This is a genomic window from Leifsonia sp. A12D58, assembly GCF_047530025.1.
GTDB lineage: Bacteria > Actinomycetota > Actinomycetes > Actinomycetales > Microbacteriaceae > Cryobacterium.
The window spans coordinates 366,537-391,346 of sequence record NZ_JBLJAT010000002.1; the positions used below are offsets into that span (position 1 = coordinate 366,537).

Here is a 24,810-nt window from a genome sequence, read left to right on the forward strand (position 1 = left end):
CTTCACCCTCCGGTCAACTGCAGCATTCCCCACAGTGCCAGCACGCCGACGATCACGCTAGCGGGAACAGTGATGAAACCGAGCCTGGTGAAATCGGCCAGGTTGGCATCAGCGTCATACTCACGCAGGATGCGGCGCCAGAGCAGCGTGGCCAGGGAGCCGACATAGGTGAGATTGGGGCCGAGGTTCACGCCGATCAACGCAGCCAGCAGCGGACCAGCACCGCCCGGCGCCAGAATCGGCAACAGCACCAGAATTGCCGGCAGGTTATTGATGAGATTGGCCAGCACCGCCGCGATGCCCGCCACAGCCAGCAACGCCCACAGGCTTGAGCCGGCAGGCAAGACAGCGCTGGCGGCCTGGCCGAGACCGTTGTCGACGACGGCCGTGACGACAATGCCGAGGGCAAGTACAAAGAGGCAGAACAGCGGGTTGATCGCCAGCAGCACCGCACGGATGCTTGTCTGTCGCCGACCGAGCGCCCGAGCAGCCAGGATGCTGGCACCGGCCAGTGCGGCCCAAACGGGGTCGAGCCCGACGAAAGAACACACGACGAATCCGGCGAGCGTCGCAACGAGCACGCAGAGAGTGAACGCGGGCACCTTCGGTGCGGCCGGCTGCACCGTCTGGATCGCCACGGCACCCAGATCAGCCCGGAAGTAGCGCCGGAAAACCAGGTATTCGATGCCGATCACCAGCAGCCAGCTCGGAGCCATCAGGGCGGCGAAGTGGATGAACGCAAGCCCACTGGCCGCGAACGCGAGCAGGTTGGTCAGGTTCGAAACAGGAAGCAGCAGTGATGCAGAGTTGGCAAGGTGGGCCGTCGCAAACACGTGCGGCCGCGGGCGAGCGCCGACCCGCGCCGTCGTTGCAAAGACCACCGGGGTGAGCAGCACGACTGTCGCGTCCAGACTCAACACAGCAGTCGTCAAGGCGGCGATCACAAACACTCCGCCGAGTAGACGAACGGGGCTGCCGCCAGACAGGCGAGCCATCACGTCCCCCGCCGCAGTGAAGAGTCCGTCATCTGCGCACAGCTGAGCGATCACGAGGATCGCGGCCAGAAACCCGACGACCGGCAGTAACGTCGCCGTCTGCTGCCAGGCATCCGCTGGCGCCACTGCACCGACAACCACGAGCACCAGCGCTGCAGGCACTGCGATGACGGCCTCCGGTAAGCCCCACGGCCGTACGACGGCGGCCACCAGTACGGCAAACAGGAGCGCAACGGACAGGATCTCAGCGGCGACAGGGTTCAGGATGACACCTCGCTAGATCTGCTCGTCGCGCCGGAGTCAGCGTGTGCGGTTACGCCATGCCTTCCATGCGCCGGTGCTCCACAGCGCCCAGAGCACCAGAAGCGGTTGGAACAGCAAACGGATGCCGCGCGCGCGGTCCGAGTCCAGTCCGAATGCATCGCTATGGGTGGCGAACTGCGAGATATTGCCGGGGAAGACCGCGACGAAGAATGCGGCAACCAGCCAGCCGACGGTGACACGACGCTGCCGCAGAAGCAGCAGCGCTCCCCCGAGCGAGATCTCGACGACACCCGAGGCCAGCACCACAGCATCGGTATCGGCCGGCACCCAGTCAGGAACCTGAGCGGCGAACTCCTGCCTGGCGAAGGTGAGGTGACTGATTCCGGCGAACACCAGAAAGAGCCCAAGGATGATGCGGCCGATGGTGCGCAGCACGGAGGAGGCTTGCGCGGGCTTGTGGCGCGTATGGTTTGTCACGATTCGGTTCTCCCGATCTGAGCGGACGGTCCGGCGACCACTGCCCTGATCCAGGCTACTGCCCGTTCGAGCTCACCGTCGAGCAACGGGCCACCGTATGTGGCGACCCTGAAGGTCTCTGCCTTGACCGGGGTGTCGAGCCCAAGGCTTCGCAACTCGTACCTGATGGCTTTCCCGGCAGACCCGGGCAGCCGAGGTTCATTCATCCGTGTGTCGAATGCCAGACCGATCGCCTTCGTGTGCGGCTCCTGCAGGTCGTACAGCCATTCGCGGACGCCGCGGGCCGGCACGTATGGAGCACCATAAGCGCCCTGGGCTTCCTCGCGGGTTGCCGGACGCGACATCGACTGTCGGTGGGTCGGAGCGCCAACCACGACCAGGTCGAATCCGTCGATATCGGAGGGTGCTGAATCGGTGATCACAAGCTCCACGATCATCGTTTCGTCGAGCACGTCTGCGATCACCCTGGCGATATTTTCGACGTTACCCCAGAGCGATTCAAAGACCACGAGTGCGCGCATGGCACTCCTCCAATTGTTCGGCCGGAAAAGCTGATGGAGCCGACGCTACCGCGTCGAGTGTTCCATGGCGAGAGAGAATAACGGAGATGCTGATCGCCGCAGTTATTCGGTCGTGGTCAGAATTACCCTGTGGGAGCGCACGGCGAATCCAGAACGCAGATCGCACTCGTTCAGGGTCGAGAAGCGGTCCGTCCGCAGTCATCCGGGCCATCATCTTGTTCGTCATCGCACTCATCGAGTAGCGCTACCGACTCACGATTTGCTCACAATCACGCGTCAATTCGGCCACTTTCTCGCCAAACACTTTGATATCCACGCTTTCACGCGGTATATACACATGCTGACGCACTAGCCTAGAGAGAATGACGTCTGAAACATCCGCGACAAGCGAGGCAGAAACTGCCAGCAACACAAAGCCCTTCTCCGAACTTGGGCTCTCCGATTCCGTACTGAAGGCGCTTAAAGACGTCGGCTATGAAACCCCGTCGGCCATCCAGGCCGCAACTATCCCTTTGCTTCTTGAAGGTCGTGACGTCGTGGGCCTCGCCCAGACCGGTACCGGCAAGACTGCAGCTTTCGCGCTGCCCATCCTCTCCCGCCTCGACCTCTCGCAGAAGTCGCCGCAGGCCCTCGTTCTCGCGCCGACCCGCGAGCTCGCCCTGCAGGTCTGTGAAGCGTTTGAAAAGTACGCCTCACATCTCAAGGGTGTTCACGTTCTTCCCATCTACGGTGGCCAGGGTTACGGCGTCCAGCTGTCCGCGCTGCGCCGTGGCGTTCACATTGTCGTCGGTACGCCCGGCCGCATCATGGACCACCTCGCCAAGGGCACCCTCGATCTCACCGAGCTCAAGTACCTCGTGCTTGACGAGGCTGACGAGATGCTCAAGATGGGCTTTGCCGAAGACGTCGAAACGATCCTTGCCGACACTCCATCCGACAAGCAGGTCGCACTGTTCTCTGCCACGATGCCGGCACAGATCCGTCGCATCTCCAAGCAGTACCTGAACGACCCAGAAGAGATCACGGTCAAGAACAAGACCACGACCTCGTCGACCATCACGCAGCGCTACCTGATGGTGTCGTACCCGCAGAAGGTCGACGCACTCACGCGCATCCTCGAGGTCGAGAACTTCGAGGGCATGATCGTCTTCACTCGTACCAAGAACGAAACAGAGACTCTCGCCGAGAAACTGCGTGCACGTGGCTACTCAGCTGCAGCCATCAACGGTGACGTTGCCCAGGTTCAGCGTGAGCGCACCGTCAACCAGCTCAAGTCGGGCAAGCTCGACATCCTGGTTGCAACGGATGTCGCGGCTCGCGGTCTCGACGTGGAGCGCATCAGCCACGTCGTCAACTACGACCTGCCGATCGACACCGAGTCGTACGTGCACCGCATCGGCCGCACCGGCCGTGCAGGACGCACCGGCGACGCGATCAGCTTCGTAACCCCTCGCGAACGCCGCATGCTCGGCGCGATCGAGAAGGCCACCCGCCAGTCGATTACGCAGATGCAGCTCCCGAGCGTCGAAGACGTCAACGTCACGCGTCTGGCGCGCTTCGATGACGCCATCACTGAGGCACTCAACCAGACCGAGCGCATCAGCACATTCCGCGACATCATCAACCACTACATCCAGCACCACGACGTGCCGGAGGCCGACGTGGCCGCGGCTATCGCTGTCGTCGGCCAGGGCGACACCCCGTTGCTGCTCAATGCGCAGGATGTGCGCAATCAGCAGCGCTTCGACCGCGACGATCGTGACCGCGAGCGTGCCGACCGCAACGACCGCGGTGACCGTTCAGATCGTGGCGACCGCGCACCGCGTGGCCGCGACGACCGTCGCAGTGACGACCGTTGGGACCGCGGCGACCGCGCTGTACGCAGCGAGCGTCCGGAGCGTCGCCCGCGCAACCCCGACCGTGCGATGGCGTCATACCGCCTCGAGGTCGGCAAGCGCCAGAAGGTGGAGCCCCGCCAGATCGTCGGAGCCCTCGCCAACGAAGGTGGCCTGAGCCGCGAAGACTTCGGTGCTATCCAGATCCTGCCCGACTTCTCGCTGGTCGAACTGCCCGCTGACCTGCCCAAGGATGTCTTCTCCAAGCTGGAGAACACCCGCATCAGTGGCAAGCTCATTGAAATGCAGCCGGACACGACCGGCGGACCGCGTCGCGAAGAGCGTGCCGACCGTGCAGAGCGCAGGCCGCGCTACTAGCTCACGCTTGTACGTAGAAATCGCCCCTGAGATTCAGTTCTCAGGGGCGATTTTGCGTCTGAGGGGTGCTGGGGTGAGTCGATGCGTCGGCTGAGTCGCCTCGTCGCCTGAGTCGCAGCCCCTGCAATCCGATCTCCCCGCCTCAGCGAGCATAACTCCTGCAGAATCAAGCTCGGGAGGTGCACCCGGCCCGGAAACACTGGGGAGAAATATTCTCGGGTCGCAACCAGCAGGAGTTATGCATTAAGTCGGCTGGACCCAGCCAAAATCTGGCCTCGCAGCTCCGCCACAGCGATCCCAAGAATTGACGCCACGAGCGATCCCCTCCGGCACTCCGCCATGCATAACTCCTGCAGAATCGCTGCCGTGCTCCCCAACTCCGCCGGAAACACGGCAGCGAAGCCACAGGGCGCGGCAATAAGCAGGAGTTATGCAACCAAGACAGCTATCGGCGACAAACTGCAGGAGTTATGCAGCCAAGGCGGCAAGCAGCTGGCCCCGCGTCGATCACCGATATGGCCGCAGCCTGCCGATTCCAGGGATGAAGCGGCCGACCCGCTCACCATAGAGTCGATATTCCGGGTGCTGAGCAATGAGCATCCGCTCTTCCCACCGCGCCTTGATCGCGAGCAGACCAATCAGCGCGATCCAGATGAACACGTGCAGCAGCGAACCGCTCAGCAGGGTGAGGCCGAGACCGCCCGTGATGAGGCCTGTATAAATCGGGCTCCGAATGAAGCCATAGATTCCGCTGGTGACGAGCGGCGCATCCTTCTGAGGAATCGGACTCGCTGTCAGGGCTGAACCGAGCTGCCCAGATCCGGCGATGAGCAGACTCACGCCGACAACGATAAGCACGAGCGCCGCCGCGACCACGAATGCGTTGGTCGGCCAGATCGACCCGTGCGGCAGAAGGACCAGCCCGACGAGCAGCAAAATCTGCACGACAACCAGACCGAACGCAAGCGCACGTCTCATCTTTTGAGAGTACGCCTGAATCGCGATCTGTTGCCGGCACGGGAACGTCGCGAGTGCGCTGGATGCTTGCCCTGCCTGGATCCAGCGGCATAACTTGTAGATATCGAGAGGCACGATCGTGGCCTTCGACATCCGCGTACGACGTGTGTTGGTGGACGGGAGCGTCATGAACCTCAATCTGCAGGGCAGAACAGCCGTGGTCACGGGTGCCAGCAAGGGCATCGGGCTTGCAATCGTACGAGCACTCGTCGCCGAGGGCGTCAGCGTCGTCGCCGGCGCCCGCGCCGTGTCAGACGAGCTGCACAACCTCGTCGGAGCGGGTCAGGTGCGTTTCGTTGCCGTCGACCTGGCGCAGCCCGATGCCGCAGCGACACTGATCGAGCAGGCCGGCGATTCAATCGACATCCTGGTCAACAATGTGGGGCTTGCCTCCTCGCGCACCGGCGGGTTTCTCTCGGTGACAGACGAGGATTGGGTCACCTCACTAAACCTCAACCTCCTGGCCGCTGTTCGCACCACCCGGGCGGCCATCCCCGTATTTCTCGCTGCCGGTGGTGGCGTCATCGTGAACGTGGTCTCGGTCAACGCTTTGTTGCCCGATCCGGCCGTGATCGATTACAGCGCGGCCAAAGCTGCACTGCTGAACTTCGGCAAGTCTGTCTCCAAGGAGTTCGGTGGCCGTGGCATCCGCGTCAACAGCGTGAGCCCCGGGCCGGTCGAGACCGATCTCTGGCTGGGCAAGACCGGCGTCGCTGAGACTGTCTCGCGAGCGACGGGCATCAGCCCAGCGGATGTCGCGGCAGCGGCCGCCGCCGGCGCAGCAACCGGCCGGTTCAGCCATCCGTCTGAAATCGCCGACCTGGTGCTTTTTCTCGCCAGCGACCGAGCAGCCAACGTCACCGGAGCGAATGTCACCGTCGATGGCGGCCTGATCACGACGATCTGAGCCTGCTGGGCGGACAGCGCGCGGGCTGTCGTTTCGGCTAGACGACTGCGACAAGCGTCTCGGTGCGACGCTGAGCGACCCGAGTGCTCATGACGACGAGCGCTGCGGCAACCCCGAATGCAAGAACGATGCTGATGAGATCGCTGATGGCGTTTGAGCGCGGCACAACGATGAAACCGACGAAGTCGAAGACGGCGTGCAGGGCGATGGCCAGCCAGATACTCGAGGTCAGGCGCACCAGAAGCGCTGCGATCACGCCGAAGGCAAAGGCAAAGGCAACGGTGCGGAGCATCGCCAGCGCGTCCTGCTCCGGCGAGAGGGCGGTCACGGTGTGCGCAAGGGCGAAGCCGATGGAGGGAACAAGGATCGAGACGATAGGGCCGCGTCTTATGAAGGCGTTGAAAAGCACACCGCGAAACAGCACCTCTTCAACGAAGGCAACGAGCAGAGCGAAGCCGGCAAACATCAGGAGTGCAGCACCGGAGGCCGAGATACCTTCAGCCCCGAGAATGACCCCAAGCGGCAGGGTGCACGCCAACACGATCGCCCAGACCGCTGTGCGATCCAGTCGCGCTCGGCGAAAACCGATCGAGCCCCAGGCGTGACGCTTTGTCACCAGCACTGTGATGACGATAGCGATCGGGATGTATCCGAATGCGAGTGGGGCGTAGCCGCTCAGCCCCACCATGAAGCAGATGGTCCCCACGATGCCAAGGAGAACAACGAGCCCGACGGTAATTCCGACGAGGGTGAGGTAGGGATGTGCAGCGCGTGGTGCGTGAGACAACGTGGGACTCCTTGGTTCGTGCCGACCGAATTGCAGAATACGGGTGTATTCCATGTGTCGAAAGGATACAGTTGTATTCAGATCGAACGCAAGTGAGATCGCACAATAGATTTCATCCGAGGAGGACAGCATGAACAGCAGCGCACGCCAGCCAGAATTCGCTGATGCCGCGCTGCGAATTGTCGCCCGTGATGGCCTGGCCGCGCTGTCGTTTCGTGCGGTTGCGAGTGAATCAGGCTGGTCTCTCGGCGCCGTGCAGAAGGCATTCACCAGCAAGGAAGCGCTCTTGCTTGCCACGCTTGAACGAGCTCAATCTCAGGTCATCGCCGGCTCGTCGGCCGAACCGGCACAGCCGACACTTGAGATATGGCTCGTCGGCCTCGTCATGGCGACGCTCCCGCTTGACGACGACCGCCGGGCTGCAGTCGTCGTCGGTACCGCGTTCGCCGACCGGGCCCCATTCGACCCAGCGATCGCCACGCGCCTGAGCGCATCGGATGCGGCGATCAGGGCACTCCTCGTGCGCCTGTTCTCGTGGCGCAGGGCCGAGGGCGAACTCACGGCGCAGCTCGACGACGATGCTCTGGCGCGCGCCGTACTGGCATTCGCCGGCGGCCTGGCAGCTCAGCTTCTCTATGACGCGCAACCGGCATCCGCAGTCGAAGCACTCGTCGACGGGACCATCGCCAGCCTGCTGGCGTGATCCGCGACTGGGCTGACCCGCGAACCCATTGAGCCAACGCTAAGGAGCGCTCGCGTCGCCCGGCTGCGCTCGGGTATGGATGCGAGCACCGTCCTCGCTGAAGATACTGAGAATCTCGGCGGGGCCGGGCCCCACGCCGTTCATCGAGTGCGGCACCCGGGTGTCGAACTCCGCTGCCTCGCCTGGCTCCAGAACGAGATCGTGTTCGCCGAGCTTCAGGCGAAGCTGGCCGGAGATGACATAGAGCCACTCGTACCCGTCGTGCACCCTCGGTTGCGGCATGGTCGCCCGCGGCGGGTACGCCATTTTGTACGTGCGCACGGGAGCGTTCTGTGGCGAGAGGGCGGTGATGCTCACACCGTCACGCCGGACAGGATTCTGCCTGACACGCGGATCAGGCACCGCAGCCGAAATCAGCTCGTCGATTCCTATGCGCAGTTCTCGCGTCAACGGCAGCAGGAGCTCAAGATTCGCCTGCCGCTTTCCACTTTCGAGGCGGGAGAGCGAACTGCTCGACATGCCGGCTCTGGTCGCCAACTCCTCGAGCGTCAAGCCCTGCTTGAGTCGTGCAGCGCGTAGACGCGGACCGATCTGCTCGAGTACGGCTTCCATGGGGATCCCCTTCCAGTTTGCCATTTTTGCAAACTGATTTGCTCTATCGTACTTCATCACTCAGAGTTGGGATATGGAACCACAACAGTCTGCAGCCGACTTCTGGGAACACCGCTACAGTGAGCGTGACTCGATCTGGAGCGGCAATCCCAACGCAGCGCTCGTCACCGAAGCCAGCTCACTCCCGGCCGGCCGCGCGCTCGACCTGGGCTGCGGCGAAGGCGCAGACAGCATCTGGCTCGCCGAGCGCGGCTGGCAGGTCACTGGTCTCGACATCTCGACGACTGCACTCGAGCGTGCTCGTCGTGAGGCCGAATCCCGTGGTGTTGCTGAAGCGACCACCTGGCTGCAGCAGGACCTGTCGACGTGGGAGCCCACCGAACTGTACGACCTGGTCTCCGCTCACTTCCTGCACTCCCCCGTCGAATTGCCGCGCGAACGCATTCTCCAGAGTGCCGCCAGCGCCGTGGCTCCTGGCGGCACGCTCTTGATCGTCGGACATGCCGAAGTTCCGGCAGGAATCACCTCAAGTCACCCGCACGTAGTGAGTTTTCCGACGGCCCCTGAAACCGTTGACCAGCTCGGCCTGGTCGAGCCGGAATGGGCAGTGACAGTGTGTGAGAATCGCCCCAGAACATGGACCAGCCCGGATGGAGAGACACGGGACATTCTCGACACCATCGTCGTTGCCCGCCGCGCAACGCCGAGCTGAAGCCTGTCGGCCTGACGAATGAACACAGCTGGAAGCCGGGCCAGCATTCGCCGGGTGGGCATCTGAGCCCTAGGTCGCGTCCTTCCGCGGCATGACCAGTTCTTTGAGGATCAGGATGATGCCGGCTGAGATCGGGATGGCGACAAGGGCGCCAGGCAACCCGAAGAGAGTCGCCCCGGCCAAGGCCGAGATGAGCACGACCGATCCAGGCACGTGCACTGCCTTGCTCATCACCTTCGGGGTGAGCACGTATGCCTCGACCTGCATGTAAATGAGCATGAAGATCAGCACCACGAGTCCGGATACCGGAGAGTGGATGAACGCGATGATCGTCATCAGCGCCGTCGTCAAGATGGTGCCGATCAGCGGAATCAGCGTGATGAAGAAGGCGATGATGCCGATGAAGAATGCACTGGGAACTCCGGCCAGAAGCAAGAGGATCACGCTGTATGTGGCATTGAAGAACGCCAGGATCACCATTCCGCTGAGGTACTTGCCGAAGTTCTCCAGGATGCGCTCGGTGTAGCTCGCGAACGTTGTGCGGCGCGACGCCGACACGAGTCGATACAGGGTGGCTTTGGTGGCGTCGTACGTGCCAACGAAGTAGATGGTGAGTACCGCGATGAAGAATCCGGATGCTATCCCGTTGACAACGCTGAAACCCAGCCCAACTGCGCCGGTGCCCAGTGCCGCCCACAGTTTCGGGTCGGCCGCGCTGTCAGCGATGAACCTGAGCAACGTGCCCAGGATGCCGTTGCTTGAGGCGTTGGCGGGATCGAACCAGCCCTGCGCCTGCAGGAGCTTGATCTCCTTCGGGATCGAGACCGCGAGGGTGCGGAGCTGTTCGAAGATGAACGGCAAGACAACCCAGATGATCGCGACGAGCACGGCGACGATCAAGACGATGACGGCGACGACGGCCCAGCTACGTGTCATTCCCCGGCGCTCAAAGAAACGCACAAGCGGATCGAGCCCTACGGTGGCGAACATTGCCAGGAACACCGAGAAGATGATCGTGCGCAGCCCGTACAGGGCGAGGCCGGTGATAATCCCACCAACCGCACCGAGTGTGACGACATAGCCCCAGAGAAACGGACTGAGCGATCTCTTCGCGGGCACGTCAGCGCTACCGGATTTACCGTCTGGTCGGGTCATCACCATGTCATCCGCCCCATTTCTCGATGATGGTGCTCACCCTATCGCCGTCGAGGGCGCGCGACGCGGCGATGCACGACTCTCACGATTTCGATCAAGCCAATGGCAATCGCGGCCACGATCAGCACGAGGTACTGCATCGGGGTCGACAGTTCAACGAGCTGGAGGAAGTCGGCAACGATCGGCACGGCAAATACGAGCACCAGCCCGATGACCATCGCGACAATGATGACAACTTTGAGCAGCGAGAACGGCCGAGAGAGCACCACCAGAATCCACAGCCCGATGATGGTGAGCAACAGCGTCGACCCGGTCCGGAGTTCGACGGTTGAGATTCCGGCTTGAACCGAGATCACCGCTACAGCGGTCAGGGCAATCGTCACCACGATGCCAGCGGGAATGGCAAAGGTCAGCGACCGCCGGAGGAAGCCAGGCTCATACCGCCGAGCGTTCGGCAACAGCGCAAGGAAGAACGCGGGGATGCCGATGGTGAGCCCGTCGGTCACGGAGAGCTGCCGCGGTAAAAAGGGGAACGGCAGCACGAGGAGACCGAAGACAACAGCGAGCAAGGTTGCGTATGCAGTTTTCGTCAGGAACAGCATTGATACGCGCTCGATATTGGCAATGACCTGTCGCCCCTCAGCGACAACGGCAGGCAGATGCGAGAACTGTCCGTCGAGCAGCACCAGGCGGGCGACGGCTTTGGTCGCATCCGCTGCAGAATTCATTGCAATACCAATGTCTGCTTCTTTGATGGCCAGGGCGTCGTTGACACCGTCGCCCGTCATGGCCACGGTGTGACCGGCCGATTTCAGCGCACGCACCATGAGCTTCTTCTGGTCGGGCGTCACCCGGCCGAAGACGATGTTCTCCTCAAGAACGCGGGCGAGTTCGTCCTGATCGGTGGGCAGGTCTCTGGCGTCGAACCCGTCAGCGACAGTGAGTCCCACATCACGAGCGATCGCCGCCACCGTGCTCGGATTGTCTCCAGACAGAATGCGAACGCCGACACCCTGATCGGCGAAATAGCGCAACGTATCTGCAGCCGACGACCGGATGCTCTCCCGAAACGTCAGCAGGGCAATGGGAACAACATCTGCGGGAAGCGTGTCATCGTTCGTCGGGCTGCCGTGAGCCAGCACGAGAGTCCGACTGCCTGTCGCCGCCAGCTCGGTCGCACGCCGCATGAGACGCTGCTCATCGTCGGTCATCGAGGACTGCGCGCGGCCGGGAAAGACCATCTCGGGGCCGCCCAATATCCACATGCCGTCATCGAAGGTGACGGCGCTCCATTTGCGCGCCGAGCTGAACTGAACAGTACTGACGGGAGCGGATGCCGGCAGCTCGCTGAACGCGGCCCGCAGGCTGCGAGCGGTCATATTCGCGTCGGGCTGGGCACCGAACCACGCGAGTGCCTGCTGCCAGCCGGGGCGCTCAGCCACCGGCCATGCCGCGTCAAAAGTGATGGTGCCTTCGGTGAGCGTGCCCGTCTTGTCCAGGCAGATCATGTCGACCCTGGCCAGGCCTTCAACAGCGGGTAGCTCCTGAACGAGCACCTGTTGCCTGGCGAGCTTGACTGACCCGACAGCGAAAGCGATGCTCGTCATCAGCACAAGGCCGAGCGGCACCATCGCGACCACGGCAGCGATCGTCGATACGGCGACATCCACCCAGACGCCGGTGGACATGACGTACGACCACCCGCCGAGCACCATGACCTGGGCGTTGAAAACCAGGAGCGTGACGGGGCCGATGATCCAGGTGACCCAGGTCAGTACGCGGTCGATCGACGAGCGCAATTCCGACGTCACCAGAGAGAACCGCTTCGCTTCGGTGGCCAGGGTGTTCGCGTACGACTGCGCACCGACCCGATCAACCAGCGCGCGTGCCTCTCCGGCCACGACGACAGATCCAGAAAGCACGCTGTCGCCATCAGTTTTGTCGACGGGCTCGGATTCGCCCGTCAGCATCGACTCGTCGACTTCGAGGTCACGGGCGCTGAACACCACGGCATCCGCGGGCACCTGATCGCCTGCACGCAGGATGATCACGTCGTCCATGACCACCTCGGCCAGGGCCACAGTGCGCTCTTCCGAGTTGCGAAGCACACGAGCATGCGGCGCGCTGAGCACTGAGATGCGATCGAGTGTGCGCTTCGCCCGGTACTCCTGGGTGGTGCCGATGACGGTATTGGCAAGGGCACTGAGCCCGAATTGGGCGTCCTGCCATCGCCCGAGCACGAGGAGCAGTACGAAGCACGACAGGATGATGGCGTTGAACAGGGTGAAGAGGTTCTCACGGACGATGCTCCAGAGACTCCGACTCGTTTCCTGCGTGAACGCGTTCGTGAGCCCCTGGCTCACCCTGTCTGCGACCGCGATGTCGTCAAGACCGGTGAGTCGTGACGTCTGTGGCACGGTCCCCTCCGTTCGCGATCGCGCCGTGCCCCACGTTGTGTGGTGCAGCAAGCGATCCAGCATTCAAACTACCGGGTCACCTCGGCCCCGTCGCTGCCGCTCACTTACCATTCCCGCCGCAGAGTCCGATAGACATGAGGGAAAGCAAGCTCGCGACGCCGACGCGACAGATGCGCAAACTGGAAGTGATGTGAATGAAACGTAGTACCGGAGTCACCGTAGCGGTGGCCATCCTGCTGCCGGTACTCGTGCTCTCAGCTCTGGCCATCGGCGCGAGCGTGCAGTCACCGTCTGCGACGGGCGAAGCACGTCCGCCGGGTGAGCACGTCCCAGGGACAGCGCCGCACGACAACGTGTTCGTCGACTACCCGCCGTATCAGGACCCGGCGTATCCGTCAGTAGCCGCAGCGAAGGCGGCTCGTGCCGACGGTCGCTACGACGATGCGGCCCAACTCGACAAGATCAGCGCGTACGCCGGGGCCAAGTGGATCGGAGAGTGGGACTTGGCCGGGCACACCACTGAGGTCGTCGCCAATTTCGCGCAGTCCGCCATCGACACCGGGCAGACCGGCGTGCTCGTCGTGTATGCGATCCCGGGGCGCAACTGCACCGGACATTCCGCGGGCGGATACTCCGCTGCTGAGTACGAACCATGGATAGACGAGGTAGCGGCGGGCATCGACGGCCGACGCCTGGCCGTCATCCTCGAACCGGATGCGCTCCTGCAGCTGGGCCGCTGCCCCGACTTGGAGGGCGACCGGCTTGGGCACCTGAAGTATGCCTCTGAAGCCCTCTCTGCTGCCGGCGCCACGGTGTACATCGATGCTGCGTCGTCGAACTTTCCCGGAACTGCCCAGGTGATGGCCGATCGACTTCGAGAAGTGGGAGTCGACAGCACCCGAGGCTTCGCCGTCAACGTCGCCAACCACAAATGGGATGAGGAGTCCCAGGCGTACGCCGATGAGATCTCCCGATTGCTGGGCGGCGCGCACTACGTCATCGACACGTCAAGGAATGGGGCAGGTTCAGAGGGCGGCGACTGGTGCAACAGCCGCGACCGCGCTCTCGGGGCAACCCCCGGCGCTGCTGACTGGCACAACCAGGACGCGAGCCTGTGGATCAAGACAGTTGGCACCTCAGACGGCACCTGCGGCAATGGCCCTGCTGCTGGTCTGTGGTGGGAAGAGATAGCGCTGGAACTCGCGCGCAACTCGGCGATCCCCGCCACGAGCACGTCTCCGACAGCGATGATCAGCGAGTGGAACGTGGGCGCCGACGGATGCGGGACCATCACGGTTCCGGTACACGGCACGATCAACGCCACCATCGATTGGGGCGATGGTTCGACTGAAGCGGTCAGCGATGAGTTTCCGTCCCACACGTACGCCGCCCCGTCCGGCCAGCGCACCATCACCATCGATGGCCAGTTCTCTGACTGGGGTGGAGCCTCCGACTGGAGTGCAGAGTGCATCACCAGCGTGACGCGCTGGGGCGCAACCGAAACGACGAGCGCGGCACACGGGTTCGCCGGCGCCACCCGACTCACCGATATTGCAGAATTCGCCCCGACAATCACCGACATGAGTTGGCTGCTGGCCGGCAACACCACGTTTACAGCGGAGGTCAGTTCCTGGCGACTCGGCGGCGTGACGAACACCAGTCATATGTTCGATGGCGCGACGGCCTTCAACCGTCATGTCGCGGCGTGGGATGTCAGCCAGGTCACCGACATGTCGGGCATGTTCGCGGGCGCAACTGCTTTCAACCAACCGATCAACAGCTGGAACACAGGGCAGGTGCGCAACTTCTCGGACATGTTCCGTGGTGCCGTGGCTTTCCACCAGCCACTCAGCTCGTGGAACACCAGCGCAGCGACAACATTTGCTGGCATGTTCGAGGGCGCGACCCGCTTCAACCATCCGCTGAAGACCTGGCAGACATCCGCTGTCACCAGCATGGAACGGATGTTTGCAGGCGCGAGCACGTTCACCCAGACGCTCAGCACCTGGAACACCTCAGCTGTCACCACGATGGCGTCGATGTTCGACGGCGCGACGACGTTCAACCAGCCGATCGTCGCCTGGGACGTATCGCGGGTCGCCGACATGTCACGGATGTTCGCGGGAGCGAAGCTGCAGAACCAGGGGCTGGCCACGTGGAATGTCTCACGCGTCATCTCGATGCGGGAGATGTTCGCCGGCGCCACCGCGTTCGACCGCAACCTTCGAGGGTGGAACGTTCAGAACGTGACTGACAGCCGCAACTTCGCTACAGGTTCTGCGCTGCCGACATCGAATCTTCCGTTGTTCCGCACCAAGTAAGAATCTGCGTTGGCACTTTACGGCGCCGAGATCGTCTCGGCATTCGCGGCGACCGGTTCGCTGCCTGACGACGACTCTGCCTGGATCCGCTCGTCTGCGCTATAGACGACCATCGACGTTCCACGCAGAAAGCCGACGATCGTCAGGCCGATCTCTCTGCCGAGATCGACCGCCAGCGACGACGGTGCTGACACCGCGGCAAGTATCGGGATTCCCGCCATCGATGCCTTTTGGGCCAGCTCGAAGCTTGCACGGCCAGACACCATCAGCACCGTTTTGCGCAGGGGCAAGCGATCATTCGTGACGGCCCAGCCGATGACCTTGTCGACGGCGTTGTGGCGGCCGACGTCTTCACGAAGCACCAGCATCTCGCCGGTCGCTGCGTCGAAGAGGGCTGCCGCGTGCAATCCCCCGGTCTTCTCGAAGACGTCCTGCCCGGCGCGCAGCGTGTCAGGAAAAGTCACCAGGAGCGCAGCCGATACCCGCACCGGATCGTCGGCAACGGAAAAAGCAGAAAGAGTGCGCACGGCGTCGATGCTTGCCTTGCCGCACAATCCACACGAACTTGTGGTGTAGAAATTGCGTTCAAGGCTGGGATCAGGTGCAGGAACTCCCTGGCCAAGCGTCACGTCGAGCACGTTGTAGGTGTTCTCCCCGTCGACCGTCGCGCCGGCGCAATAGCGGGCCGTCGCAAAGTCGTCCTGCTGAGAGATCACTCCTTCGGAGACGAGAAAGCCGGCAGCAAGCTCGAAATCATGCCCAGGTGTGCGCATGGTGATGGCCATGGCCCTGCCGCCGACGCGTATTTCAAGCGGCTCTTCTGCCGCGAGCACGTCTTCGCGACGCGACGGTGGCGACCCCACAGTGATTCGAGTGACGCGGCGCCGTACGGTTACTCTGCCCATGGCTCATGCTTAGCATTCGGAGTGGGCGGGCACAATGAGTCACCGGGGGCCGAGCGTTCACTAAGGTTGCTCGCATGTACCTAGCTGCCATTGTGCTCGCGGGTGGCCGTTCCAGCCGTTTGGGCGGAGTGGCCAAATCGGGCTTGCTCATGAACGGTCAGACCCTCCTCGGACGCACTCTCGACGCGGTGCCCCAGGCACGGCAGGTCATCATCGTTGGGGACGTGGCGGTACCCCGCGACGTATCCAGGGGCCGCAGGTCTGCTGACACCCCGGCATCCGTGCTCGTCACGCGCGAAGACCCGCCGTTCTCGGGACCGGCAGCGGCAATCGCCGCGGGGCTCGATGCGCTGCAGGCGACAGGCGACGGGGATCCTGATTTTGTATTGGTGCTCGCCTGTGACATGCCCTGTGTAGCGGATGCCGTCATCGCGCTGCTTGCCGCGGCGACCGGTGATCTCGCACAAGACAGCTCTGGTGCCATCGCTGTCGATGAAGACGGACAACGCCAGTTTCTCGCGGGTATTTACCGCGTGGCGGCTCTCAGGCGTGCGGTTGAACGCGTCAGGGCCTCTGGGTCGATCGAGAACCTCTCGGTCAAGCGGCTGCTCGACTCGCTTACTCTCACCGACGTGCTCGTTGGGGCGGATGCCACCGCCGACATCGACACCTGGGAGCAGGCGACAGCGCATGGAATCACAGCGCCGTCACACCGTGTGCCCGCACGCAAAGCTGGACCGATAGGTTGGCGGGACGCCAGGAGCCAGGCCGCAGAAGCCCTCGGGCCGAACGACGCAGAATCCGTTCAGTTATCCGACGCTGCGGGTCGGGTGCTCGCCACGGACCTCTATGCGCAGCAGGATGTGCCGCACTACCCGTCGGCCGCGATGGATGGCTGGGCAGTGGCTGACGCTGGTCCGTGGCGCGTCGTCAGCGCGAGCGACTTCGATACCCGGGAGCTGGAGTCTGGCACCGCTGTGCCGATCGTGACGGGCGGCCTCATGCCGCGCGGCGCCACGGCTGTGCTGCGAAGCGAGCTCGTCACGTTCGACCTCGTTATCGATAGTCGCCTGCGAGTGAGCCGGGATGCCCGTCCGGGAGAACCGTTCATCGGTCAACACATTCGAGCGGCCGGCGAGGAGACGCGACAGGGTGAGACGCTCATCGCTGCAGGCACCACGCTGAACCCCGCGCACATTGCGACCGCTGCAATGGCCGGGTATGACGACCTGAGCGTGACCGGGCGAGCGAGGGTGAGATTCATGTTCACCGGCGACGAGGTCGACGAGTCGGGGATTCCTGCGGCCGGCAGGGTGCGAGACGCGTTCGGGCCGCAGCTTCCCTGGCTGTTACGCCTGATGGGCGCCGACGTCCTCGGGCATCAGCGGGCCGCCGACACGCTTGCAAGTACAACCAGCGTGTTGCGCGCGAGCATTACCGACGCGCAGGTTGTCATCACCACGGGAGGCACAGGGCATTCGTCTGCCGACCATCTGCGCGGTGCGCTTCACGCGATCGGTGCGCGCGTTATATTCGACGGCATCAGGATGCGTCCGGGAGGGCCAACCCTGCTCGCCGAAGCGCCCAATGGATGCCTCGTGGCCTGTCTGCCTGGCAACCCGCTCGCCGCCATGATCGGTCTGATGACCGCGGTGGAGCCGATGGTGCGCGCGGCGTCTGGCCGACCCCAGCGCGAACTGCACGAGGTCATCGTCGACACCGATCTGGCCGGCCGACCGGGAACGACACTTCTGATTCCGTACACCGAGATCGATTCACGGGCGCATCCGAGCGTCTGGCGCGGGTCAGCGATGATGCGCGGCCTCGCCGACGCGCACGGGGTGATCGAAGTCACAGAGCAGGGGCTGGTCGCCGGTAATTATGGCTGGGCACTCGCACTGCCGTGGCCGTAGCTGCCGTGGCCGTAGCGCGGTGGCCGTAGCGCGGTGGCCGTAGCGCGGTGGATGTTGCTAAGCCCCGTGCGCCTCGATGATCTCGCGCATGCGAGGCAACCCGAATTGGTCGGCAATCTGTAGGCCGGAGTGCCCACCGAGACGCGGATCGGCACCGGCGTCGAGCAACGCTTCGAGGATCTGTTCGTTGTTGCGAAACACTGCGCACGAGATCGCCGTCTGGCCCATCGCGTTCACGACAGAGGTGTCTGCACCACGACGCAGCAACTCGGCAACGGTATCGAGCTGCTCCTGGTATGCGGCAACGATCAACAGCGTGTCGCCACGGCCGTTGCGGACGTCGATCGGTACGCCGGCATCGATCATCTCGGCGAGCTGGCCGGTTTGGCCTTCACGTGCAAGGTCGAAGACGCCCTCGATGACCGGGGCGCTGAGGTTTTCGCCAGGTAGTCCTGCTGTGTCATCAGTCATACCTCCATTATTCAGCGGTTTGGTGTGACGAATTTTCTGAGATTTTCCAATGTGTTTTCTGTGTGTCCTCTTAAATGTCGACTGGTTGCATCCGCTGAATCTCCATAGCCTCCTAACTACCCGTCCCTGGCCTGCCTGATACGCCGGTCCAGGCCGCACAGAATCAGGAGCACGATGTTCAATCGCAGCACTTCACACCCGCGCAGTAGGCGCGGCCTTGCCGCCGGTATCGCGTTGACAGCCGCACTCGGTGCAACACTCCTTGTTCCCAGCGTTGCATTCGCGGCGCCCGACACGAAGGGTAAGCCGGGCAAGCCTCCGGTGATCCAGCCGGTTCCCGGACCCCTCATGAACTATACGGTCAACGTCACCAAGGCCAATCACGGCCAGACGAAGAAGGTCGAGCGGGCCATCGAGGCCGCCGGTGGTGCTGTGATCGAGTCGTATGACGAGATCGGCGTGGTCATCGCGCAGTCGAGCAACGCTGTCTTCTCGCAGATGCTCGCCTCGGAGAAGGCAGTGGAGTCTGTGGGTGCAACGCGCACAGCTCCCGTGAGCGAAACCGATGCAACGTTCGGAGTCAGCGAGTCGCTCGCACCGAGCGATCCAGGTCGTCTCCGCGCAACCGGCGCCGAGACAGAGACTAAGGATGCCGGCGTAGAAGCACTTGTCGATGTCGTTCCGGATCCCTCAGAGAATCGCCAGTGGGACATGGCCGCCATCGGAGCAGACAAGGCGCACGAGATCACCGATGGCAGCCGCAACGTGCTTGTCGCTGTCATTGACTCCGGTATTCAGGGTGACCACCCCGACCTGGTTGCGAACGTTGACGTCGCTGCATCCGCAAGCTGCCTGAGCGGCGTTGCCGACAGCAGCTACGACTCCTGGCAGCCCACCAACAGTTCACACGGAACCCACGTTGCCGGCACCATCGCGGCAGCTCGTAACGGCATCGGCATTGTCGGCGTCGCTCCGAACGTTCGCGTGTCGGCAGTCAAGGTTGTGAACGACGACGGGTTCATCTACCCGGAGGCCGCCATCTGTGGCTTCATGCACGCCACGGCCACCGGTGCCGATGTCACGAACAACAGCTACTACATCGACCCGTGGGAGTTCTGGTGTGACAACGACGCTGACCAGTCGGCAGTGAAGACGGCAGTCGACCGCGCGGTGCAGTACTCGCAGAAGAAGGGCGTCGTGAACGTCGCTGCTGCGGGCAACTCGAACCTCGACCTAGCCAACAAGACTGTCTCGTCCTCGAGCCCCAATGACACGGTGCCCGTGACCCGGGACATCTCGGTTGGCTGCGCCGATATCCCGGCCGAGCTCGACGGCGTCGTCACCGTTTCATCAACGACGTCAACCGGCGCCCGCTCGAGCTTCTCGAACTACGGCCGTGATGTCATCGACATCGCAGCTCCTGGTTCGTCGATTCTCTCCACGGTGTTGAACAGCGGATACGGCACCTCGTCAGGAACGTCAATGGCATCCCCGCACGTGGCCGGCGTTGCCGCGCTGCTGAAGTCCGCGCACCCGAAGTACTCAGGTCAAAAGTTGACCGAGGTGCTCTACAGCCAGGCAACCGACGTGCCATGCCCGGTCGGAGTGGCACAGTGCACTGGTACCACCGCCGACAACGGCTTCTTCGGCGAAGGACTTGTCGATGCGCTCAAGGCAGTGAATTGAATTAGAGACTGACGTGTGGGGCGTGCCGACATTAGCCGGCACGCCCCACACTGCATTAACGGCGCAACACAATCACGGCTTCTCTGGCTCTGGCGCAGTGGATGGCTCGAGCAACGTACGTGTATCGGCAGCGTCGCGCTGCCTGCGACTTGCGAACAGGAACGGGATGCCGATCAATTCGACGACACCACCGATCACCAGCGACGCGCCATAACCCCAGAGGTCTGCCGAACGGCCGAGCGCGGGTTGGATGAACACACCACCGAGGCTGCCGAACAACGAATCGAACGACAGCACAGTTGCACGCTGCTTCGACGGAATCATGTCGTTGAGGTAGGCCTGCCGTACAGGCCCTGCAATGGCGAACACGAACCCCCACACCACCAACAAGACGATCGCCAGCCAGAAGATGCTGTTCAGGCCGAGTAGCACCAGAATCACGATGCTGGTGAGCGATGCCCCGATCACTGTTGTGGTGCGCTTGGCGAAGAGGCCGCGCACGCGGGAGGCGAGTATTCCCCCTGCCACCTGTGCCAGCGAGAGTACTGCAGCTGCCAATCCAGCGATCGAGTACGCCGTTGGGTCTCCATAGAGTTCAAGCAGATAGGGCTGCAGCGCATAAAAGGCATAGATGCCGACTCCGGATGCGAACGGCGCCGAGAGGATCACGTAACGCACCGACCGCTTCTTGAGCCCGTGATCGATCGATTGCGTCAGCACGTTCCTGGTCGCCTTCAGCGGCCCCATCGAGCGATCAGGCGTGAAACCGAGATCCTTCATCACAACGAAGGCGAAGATGAACATGGCAACGAGGATGCCGGCGCGCAGCAGGAAAGGCACGCCCAGGTTGGTCAGCTGCGCGATCACGCCGCCAAGCACCGAACCGGCGAACATGGCGATGCCGGTCACCACGAGTCCGCGTCCGAACACGGCTTCGAGGCTGCCGGTGTACCCCGTCGAGGTCAACGCGTCGACGAGCCAGGCCTCGACCGCGCCGGAGAAGAACGTGAAACCAAGACCAAGCAATACAGAGACGATCGCCCACCAGATGAAGGGTGCGTGCCAGAGCCAGAGCATCCAGTAGAGCCAGGTAGTGACTGACAGCGTGACTGTGCCGAGCAGATACGAGGCCTTCCTGCCCACGGTGTCGGCAACGACGCCGGTTGGAATCTCGAAGATCACCATGCCAGCGGTGAAGAACGCGTTAGCGGCGAACGCCTCGAAGTTCGACAACCCGGCGTCGAGCAGGAAGAGCGTGTTGATTCCCCAGATGAACGACGCTGCCAGGGTATTGCCGAGGATGAGCGTCAGGTAGATGCGCTGCACGCGTCGTGCCGCCGGGTTCATGACCCGTGACCGATCTGCACGCCCCGTATCCTCACATCAGCAATCATCGGCCTCCGGGATGCGGTTGGCTACGCTCCCGGAGGACGACGACCTCACCGTCAGCTGATCTTGCGGCGGTAGATCGATATCGCCCCGGCGTATGCGACGACGAGAATGCCGACGATCCAGGCGAGGGCGACCCAGATGTCGTTGCCGACAGGCTCCTGAGCGAACAGTGCTCGGATGCTGTTGACGATGGAGGTCACGGGCTGATTTTCGGCGAACCATGCGACCGGCGCCGGCATGGTGTCGGTGGGCACGAACGCCGAGCTGATGAACGGAAGAAAGATCAATGGGTAGCTGAACGCGCTCGCACCGTCGACGGTCTTCGCCGAAAGCCCGGCGATCACTGCCAGCCAGGTCAGGGCGAGGGTGAACAGAACCAGGATGACTGCGACCGCGAGCCACGCGCCCACCGATGCTCCGGTCCGGAAGCCCATGATCAGCGCGACACCGATCACGACTGCAATCGACACCAGATTCGCGACCAGGGAGGTAAGCACATGAGCCCAGAGCACGCTCGATCGCGCGATTGGCATCGACTGGAAGCGTTCAAAGATGCCACCCTGCAGATCGAGGAACAGCCGGTATGCCGTGTATGCAACCCCGGACGCGATCGTGATGAGCAGGATGCCGGGAAGCATGTAGTTGATGTACGACTCGTCGGACCCAGTGTTGATGGCGCCGCCCAACACATAGACGAAGAGCAGCATCAGAGCGATCGGGGTGACCGCCGTGGTGATGATCGTGTCTGGACTGCGGAGGATGTGGCGCAATGAGCGGCCGGTGAGAGCACCGGTATCGCTGAGGACGTGGGTAGTCACAGTAGTCATCAGAGTTCCTTTCGTGCCGGGGTGTCTCCGACGAGTGCGAGAAAAACGTCTTCCAACGACGGCTGCTTCTCGACGTACTCGACAGTGGCGGCCGGGAGGAGTTGCTTGAGTTCGGTGAGGGTACCGCTCTGAATGATCGTGCCTTCATGCAAGATCGCGATCTGATCGGCGAGATGCTCGGCCTCATCGAGGTACTGCGTAGTGAGCAGCACCGTCGTGCCTTCTGCGGCCAATTGCTTAATTGTCTGCCACACCTCGATACGCGCCTGAGGGTCGAGTCCGGTCGTCGGCTCATCGAGGAAGATGATCGGCGGGCCGCCGATGAGACTCATCGCAATGTCGAGTCGTCGGCGCATACCTCCCGAATATGCCGATGCCTTGCGCCCGGCCGCTTCGGTGAGAGCGAAGCGGGCAAGCAGGTCGTCAGCGATCGCACCTGGCTTCTTCAGGTGACGCAGCTTGGCGATCAGCACGAGGTTCTCTCGACCGGAGAGCACGCCGTCGACAGCGGCGAACTGGCCGGTCAGACTGATCGACTCGCGCACCTCACTGGGTTTCGCCGACACGTCGATTCCGCGGACAGTTGCGATACCTCCGTCGGCCTTCAACAGCGTCGACAGGATCCTCACCAGCGTGGTCTTCCCTGCACCGTTTGACCCGAGCAGCGCAAAGATGCTGCCAGCCTTCACGTCAAAATCGACGCCACGCAACACATGCACGTCTTTGAATGACTTCGTGATGCCCTGCACCCGGATCGCGGGTTGCACGGCCGGATTGATGGTCATTACATTTCTCCGTTCCGTCGCTATTACATCTGGTTCGCGGCGGCCTGATCGATGGCATCCGTCAGGCGCTTCCGCTCCTTGTCGATCCACTGCTTGCCGTCATATGCACGGGCGAAGTCCTCGGCGAATTCGACGGGGTCATCGCCCACAATTGCGCGTATCGGGGTTCCGTCGACGGAAGCTCGCTCCCACAGGTCGGCGAAGTCGCTGACCATCGTGACGAGGGTGTCGCCGTCTGTGATGCCCCCGTAATACATGAAGTACCGCTCAAATGCCTTCGCCGAACTGCGGTATGGCTCGGGAAGAGCCTCAATCCGCGCCCTGTACTGCTTGTATTGCTTCTTTTGTTCGAGCGAACCCGTGAGGGTCTCGATCCACTTTGCGGTCATGATTGCTCTCCTTCTTCCGTTTGTTGTTCTGCGTGCGATAGTTCGACGTGCTGACGGAGGTGTTCGATCCGTTCGGCGAGAAAAGTCCAGGTCTTCCAGAACTCGTCGAGGTACTCGCTGCCCTGTGCATTCAGCGAGTAAACCTTGCGCGGCGGACCCTTCTCGGATGGGACCTTCGCCACGTCTACAAAGCCGCGCTGCTCAATCCTGACCAGCAGCGCATAAACGGTGCCCTCGACGATGTCGGAGAACCCCTGATCGCGCAGTCGCGCCGTGATTTCGTAGCCGTATGCCGGCTGCACGGCGAGGATCGACAGGACGATTCCTTCAAGCGTGCCCTTGAGCATCTCGGTGATCTGCTTGCCCATTGGACGCTCTCTCTCGGGTACTCGGCATTACTATCTACTGCTAGATAGTAGTACTGAATAGCGATAGTGCAATGGTCAAATTCTTATAGAGTCGGCGCCAGGATGAATGAACTCGCGACTGGCACCTATCGGCACTACAAAGGCAATCTCTACGAGGTCATCGGCGTGGCCAGACACTCCGAAACCGAGGAGCAACTTGTCGTCTATAAACCGCTCTACGGCGAAGGTGGGCTGTGGGTGCGGCCGCTGCAGATGTTCACCGAGACCGTCACCGTGGGCGGTGAAGTCGTTCAGCGCTTTGCGCCGGTGCAGAAATAGCAGTGGCGGCCACGCAGTGGCGACGGAACGATGCGCGTCATACAGCCGGCACCAGCAGAGCGATGCACCGACGTCCCTGGGCAGTACAGCTAGCTGAGCGCGACCCTGTCGTGCATTTCGAGTCCGGATGCCTGCCCCGGGTAGGCCAGCCCCGCAAAGTACTGCGCGGTGTGCGCCACAATCTGCTCGCCGCTGAGCGGTACGCCGTTGAAGACGGAATCGGTCGTCGTGTGGCAATCGCCCACGAGAACGATGTCGTATCCCTCCGCGGCCGCTCGCTGCGCCGTCGTCCGCACGCAATAGTCGGACTGGGCCCCGGCAATTACGAGCCTCGACACTTTCGCCTCAGCGAGCACAGCAGCCAGGGTGGTGTCGACGAACGAATCCCGGTACTTCTTGAACACCAGCGCCTCGCCGCCCTGCGGCACCAGGGGGGCGGCGAGCTGCCAGGCATCGCTGCCCCGCTCAAGTCCCGGTTCTTCGTGCTGCACGAAGATCACCGGAACAGCGGATGCCCGCGCTCGCGCAATCAGGGCCTCCGTACGTTCCAGCACGCCCTGGCCATCAAAGCACCCCGCGATCACGTCGACCTGCAGATCGATGACGAGCACTGCGGTCTTGGTCCTGTCGACGAAACGGCTCATGGTGCCCATTC

Annotated in this window: 24 protein-coding genes; 8 read left to right on the forward strand and 16 right to left on the reverse strand. The window is 62.7% G+C overall.

All coding sequences use genetic code 11. The features are described 5' to 3' along the window. Nucleotides 1-2 precede the first annotated feature (2 nt). From ACMT3I_RS07580 to ACMT3I_RS07590, 3 genes are read right to left on the reverse strand one after another with little or no spacing between them, the layout of a single operon-like run. Nucleotides 3-1,262: an SLC13 family permease gene (locus ACMT3I_RS07580; RefSeq protein ID WP_414804036.1), complete on the reverse strand. Its 1,260-nt coding sequence runs from the start codon at nt 1,260-1,262 to the stop codon at nt 3-5. Between the two features lie 33 nt (nt 1,263-1,295). Next, complete coding sequence (locus ACMT3I_RS07585; protein WP_414803858.1) at nt 1,296-1,736, reverse strand: hypothetical protein; 441 nt, start codon at nt 1,734-1,736, stop codon at nt 1,296-1,298. After that, complete coding sequence (locus ACMT3I_RS07590; RefSeq protein WP_414803859.1) at nt 1,733-2,257, reverse strand: flavodoxin family protein; 525 nt, start codon at nt 2,255-2,257, stop codon at nt 1,733-1,735. Before ACMT3I_RS07590 ends, ACMT3I_RS07585 begins: the two co-directional genes overlap by 4 nt. A gap of 362 nt (nt 2,258-2,619) precedes the next feature. Between ACMT3I_RS07590 and ACMT3I_RS07595 the strand changes: the two genes are divergently transcribed. Continuing rightward, entirely contained in the window at nt 2,620-4,470 is a 1,851-nt protein-coding gene (locus ACMT3I_RS07595) for a DEAD/DEAH box helicase (protein ID WP_414803860.1), read from the forward strand. A 507-nt stretch (nt 4,471-4,977) separates the two neighbouring features. On the opposite strand, the gene ACMT3I_RS07600 is transcribed toward ACMT3I_RS07595, so the two are convergent. After that, entirely contained in the window at nt 4,978-5,616 is a 639-nt protein-coding gene (locus ACMT3I_RS07600; RefSeq protein WP_414803861.1) for a methyltransferase family protein, read from the reverse strand. Here ACMT3I_RS07600 and ACMT3I_RS07605 point away from each other — a divergent pair. After that, a complete protein-coding gene (locus ACMT3I_RS07605) occupies nt 5,615-6,394 on the forward strand; it encodes an SDR family oxidoreductase (RefSeq protein ID WP_414803862.1) in 780 nt (259 codons plus the stop codon). The two genes, ACMT3I_RS07600 and ACMT3I_RS07605, sit on opposite strands and share 2 nt — an antisense overlap. Nucleotides 6,395-6,431: 37 nt before the next feature. On the opposite strand, the gene ACMT3I_RS07610 is transcribed toward ACMT3I_RS07605, so the two are convergent. After that, on the reverse strand, nt 6,432-7,181 hold the full coding sequence (locus ACMT3I_RS07610; RefSeq protein WP_414803863.1) for a lysostaphin resistance A-like protein: 750 nt from the start codon (nt 7,179-7,181) through the stop codon (nt 6,432-6,434). A gap of 130 nt (nt 7,182-7,311) precedes the next feature. Here ACMT3I_RS07610 and ACMT3I_RS07615 point away from each other — a divergent pair, with 130 nt between their 5' ends. After that, nucleotides 7,312-7,884, forward strand: coding sequence for a TetR/AcrR family transcriptional regulator (locus tag ACMT3I_RS07615; RefSeq protein WP_414803864.1), 573 nt, complete (start codon nt 7,312-7,314; stop codon nt 7,882-7,884). A gap of 39 nt (nt 7,885-7,923) precedes the next feature. Here ACMT3I_RS07615 and ACMT3I_RS07620 read toward each other — a convergent pair whose 3' ends face one another. Further along, on the reverse strand, nt 7,924-8,520 hold the full coding sequence (locus tag ACMT3I_RS07620; RefSeq protein ID WP_414803865.1) for a helix-turn-helix domain-containing protein: 597 nt from the start codon (nt 8,518-8,520) through the stop codon (nt 7,924-7,926). 49 nt (nt 8,521-8,569) lie between these two features. Here ACMT3I_RS07620 and ACMT3I_RS07625 point away from each other — a divergent pair, with 49 nt between their 5' ends. After that, nucleotides 8,570-9,208: an SAM-dependent methyltransferase gene (locus ACMT3I_RS07625; protein ID WP_414803866.1), complete on the forward strand. Its 639-nt coding sequence runs from the start codon at nt 8,570-8,572 to the stop codon at nt 9,206-9,208. A 69-nt stretch (nt 9,209-9,277) separates the two neighbouring features. On the opposite strand, the gene ACMT3I_RS07630 is transcribed toward ACMT3I_RS07625, so the two are convergent. Then, a complete protein-coding gene (locus tag ACMT3I_RS07630; protein ID WP_414803867.1) occupies nt 9,278-10,369 on the reverse strand; it encodes an AI-2E family transporter in 1,092 nt (363 codons plus the stop codon). A gap of 35 nt (nt 10,370-10,404) precedes the next feature. Continuing rightward, nucleotides 10,405-12,780 carry an HAD-IC family P-type ATPase gene (locus ACMT3I_RS07635; RefSeq protein ID WP_414803868.1) on the reverse strand — a complete coding sequence of 792 codons (2,376 nt, stop codon included), beginning with the start codon at nt 12,778-12,780 and terminating at the stop codon, nt 10,405-10,407. Nucleotides 12,781-12,974: 194 nt separating this feature from the next. Between ACMT3I_RS07635 and ACMT3I_RS07640 the strand changes: the two genes are divergently transcribed. Next, nucleotides 12,975-15,101: a BspA family leucine-rich repeat surface protein gene (locus tag ACMT3I_RS07640; RefSeq protein WP_414803869.1), complete on the forward strand. Its 2,127-nt coding sequence runs from the start codon at nt 12,975-12,977 to the stop codon at nt 15,099-15,101. 17 nt (nt 15,102-15,118) lie between these two features. Here the strand turns inward: ACMT3I_RS07640 and fdhD are convergent, their stop codons facing one another. Further along, entirely contained in the window at nt 15,119-16,006 is an 888-nt protein-coding gene (gene fdhD / locus ACMT3I_RS07645; RefSeq protein WP_414803870.1) for a formate dehydrogenase accessory sulfurtransferase FdhD, read from the reverse strand. A 74-nt stretch (nt 16,007-16,080) separates the two neighbouring features. Here fdhD and ACMT3I_RS07650 point away from each other — a divergent pair, with 74 nt between their 5' ends. After that, nucleotides 16,081-17,919: an NTP transferase domain-containing protein gene (locus ACMT3I_RS07650; RefSeq protein ID WP_414803871.1), complete on the forward strand. Its 1,839-nt coding sequence runs from the start codon at nt 16,081-16,083 to the stop codon at nt 17,917-17,919. Nucleotides 17,920-17,976: 57 nt separating this feature from the next. On the opposite strand, the gene ACMT3I_RS07655 is transcribed toward ACMT3I_RS07650, so the two are convergent. After that, nucleotides 17,977-18,390: an ankyrin repeat domain-containing protein gene (locus tag ACMT3I_RS07655; protein ID WP_414803872.1), complete on the reverse strand. Its 414-nt coding sequence runs from the start codon at nt 18,388-18,390 to the stop codon at nt 17,977-17,979. A 174-nt stretch (nt 18,391-18,564) separates the two neighbouring features. Between ACMT3I_RS07655 and ACMT3I_RS07660 the strand changes: the two genes are divergently transcribed. Further along, on the forward strand, nt 18,565-20,076 hold the full coding sequence (locus tag ACMT3I_RS07660) for a S8 family serine peptidase (RefSeq protein WP_414803873.1): 1,512 nt from the start codon (nt 18,565-18,567) through the stop codon (nt 20,074-20,076). A 72-nt stretch (nt 20,077-20,148) separates the two neighbouring features. Here the strand turns inward: ACMT3I_RS07660 and ACMT3I_RS07665 are convergent, their stop codons facing one another. The 5 genes from ACMT3I_RS07665 to ACMT3I_RS07685 all read right to left on the reverse strand — a co-directional run bounded on the left by ACMT3I_RS07665 (nt 20,149) and on the right by ACMT3I_RS07685 (nt 23,837). Further along, a complete protein-coding gene (locus ACMT3I_RS07665) occupies nt 20,149-21,423 on the reverse strand; it encodes an MFS transporter (protein ID WP_414803874.1) in 1,275 nt (424 codons plus the stop codon). Nucleotides 21,424-21,521: 98 nt separating this feature from the next. Then, nucleotides 21,522-22,286 carry an ABC transporter permease gene (locus tag ACMT3I_RS07670; RefSeq protein WP_414804037.1) on the reverse strand — a complete coding sequence of 255 codons (765 nt, stop codon included), beginning with the start codon at nt 22,284-22,286 and terminating at the stop codon, nt 21,522-21,524. Between the two features lie 8 nt (nt 22,287-22,294). Then, the gene (locus ACMT3I_RS07675; RefSeq protein WP_414803875.1) at nt 22,295-23,080 is read right to left on the reverse strand and encodes an ABC transporter ATP-binding protein; all 786 of its coding nucleotides are present in this window, start codon (nt 23,078-23,080) and stop codon (nt 22,295-22,297) included. Nucleotides 23,081-23,103: 23 nt separating this feature from the next. Then, nucleotides 23,104-23,469 (reverse strand): DUF1048 domain-containing protein, encoded by a 366-nt coding sequence (locus tag ACMT3I_RS07680; protein ID WP_414803876.1) that lies wholly within the window; start codon nt 23,467-23,469, stop codon nt 23,104-23,106. Beyond that, nucleotides 23,466-23,837: a PadR family transcriptional regulator gene (locus ACMT3I_RS07685; RefSeq protein ID WP_414803877.1), complete on the reverse strand. Its 372-nt coding sequence runs from the start codon at nt 23,835-23,837 to the stop codon at nt 23,466-23,468. Before ACMT3I_RS07685 ends, ACMT3I_RS07680 begins: the two co-directional genes overlap by 4 nt. Nucleotides 23,838-23,939: 102 nt before the next feature. Between ACMT3I_RS07685 and ACMT3I_RS07690 the strand changes: the two genes are divergently transcribed. Further along, nucleotides 23,940-24,155, forward strand: a complete 216-nt coding sequence (locus tag ACMT3I_RS07690; RefSeq protein ID WP_414803878.1) for a DUF1653 domain-containing protein — start codon at nt 23,940-23,942, stop codon at nt 24,153-24,155. Between the two features lie 89 nt (nt 24,156-24,244). Here ACMT3I_RS07690 and ACMT3I_RS07695 read toward each other — a convergent pair whose 3' ends face one another. Then, nucleotides 24,245-24,799, reverse strand: a complete 555-nt coding sequence (locus ACMT3I_RS07695; protein WP_414803879.1) for a cysteine hydrolase family protein — start codon at nt 24,797-24,799, stop codon at nt 24,245-24,247. Nucleotides 24,800-24,810 lie beyond the last annotated feature (11 nt).

Coding starts and splice junctions, on each gene's coding strand:
- ACMT3I_RS07675 (WP_414803875.1), bottom strand. CDS start 23,080: ATGACCATCAATCCGGCCGTGCAACCCGCGATCCGGGTGCAGGGCATC.
- ACMT3I_RS07660 (WP_414803873.1), top strand. CDS start 18,565: ATGTTCAATCGCAGCACTTCACACCCGCGCAGTAGGCGCGGCCTTGCC.
- ACMT3I_RS07600 (WP_414803861.1), bottom strand. CDS start 5,616: ATGACGCTCCCGTCCACCAACACACGTCGTACGCGGATGTCGAAGGCC.
- ACMT3I_RS07590 (WP_414803859.1), bottom strand. CDS start 2,257: ATGCGCGCACTCGTGGTCTTTGAATCGCTCTGGGGTAACGTCGAAAAT.
- ACMT3I_RS07650 (WP_414803871.1), top strand. CDS start 16,081: ATGTACCTAGCTGCCATTGTGCTCGCGGGTGGCCGTTCCAGCCGTTTG.
- ACMT3I_RS07685 (WP_414803877.1), bottom strand. CDS start 23,837: ATGGGCAAGCAGATCACCGAGATGCTCAAGGGCACGCTTGAAGGAATC.
- ACMT3I_RS07695 (WP_414803879.1), bottom strand. CDS start 24,799: ATGAGCCGTTTCGTCGACAGGACCAAGACCGCAGTGCTCGTCATCGAT.
- ACMT3I_RS07665 (WP_414803874.1), bottom strand. CDS start 21,423: ATGAACCCGGCGGCACGACGCGTGCAGCGCATCTACCTGACGCTCATC.
- ACMT3I_RS07615 (WP_414803864.1), top strand. CDS start 7,312: ATGAACAGCAGCGCACGCCAGCCAGAATTCGCTGATGCCGCGCTGCGA.
- fdhD (WP_414803870.1), bottom strand. CDS start 16,006: ATGGGCAGAGTAACCGTACGGCGCCGCGTCACTCGAATCACTGTGGGG.
- ACMT3I_RS07595 (WP_414803860.1), top strand. CDS start 2,620: ATGACGTCTGAAACATCCGCGACAAGCGAGGCAGAAACTGCCAGCAAC.
- ACMT3I_RS07620 (WP_414803865.1), bottom strand. CDS start 8,520: ATGGCAAACTGGAAGGGGATCCCCATGGAAGCCGTACTCGAGCAGATC.
- ACMT3I_RS07630 (WP_414803867.1), bottom strand. CDS start 10,369: ATGGTGATGACCCGACCAGACGGTAAATCCGGTAGCGCTGACGTGCCC.
- ACMT3I_RS07640 (WP_414803869.1), top strand. CDS start 12,975: ATGAAACGTAGTACCGGAGTCACCGTAGCGGTGGCCATCCTGCTGCCG.
- ACMT3I_RS07605 (WP_414803862.1), top strand. CDS start 5,615: ATGAACCTCAATCTGCAGGGCAGAACAGCCGTGGTCACGGGTGCCAGC.
- ACMT3I_RS07655 (WP_414803872.1), bottom strand. CDS start 18,390: ATGACTGATGACACAGCAGGACTACCTGGCGAAAACCTCAGCGCCCCG.
- ACMT3I_RS07625 (WP_414803866.1), top strand. CDS start 8,570: ATGGAACCACAACAGTCTGCAGCCGACTTCTGGGAACACCGCTACAGT.
- ACMT3I_RS07680 (WP_414803876.1), bottom strand. CDS start 23,469: ATGACCGCAAAGTGGATCGAGACCCTCACGGGTTCGCTCGAACAAAAG.
- ACMT3I_RS07690 (WP_414803878.1), top strand. CDS start 23,940: ATGAATGAACTCGCGACTGGCACCTATCGGCACTACAAAGGCAATCTC.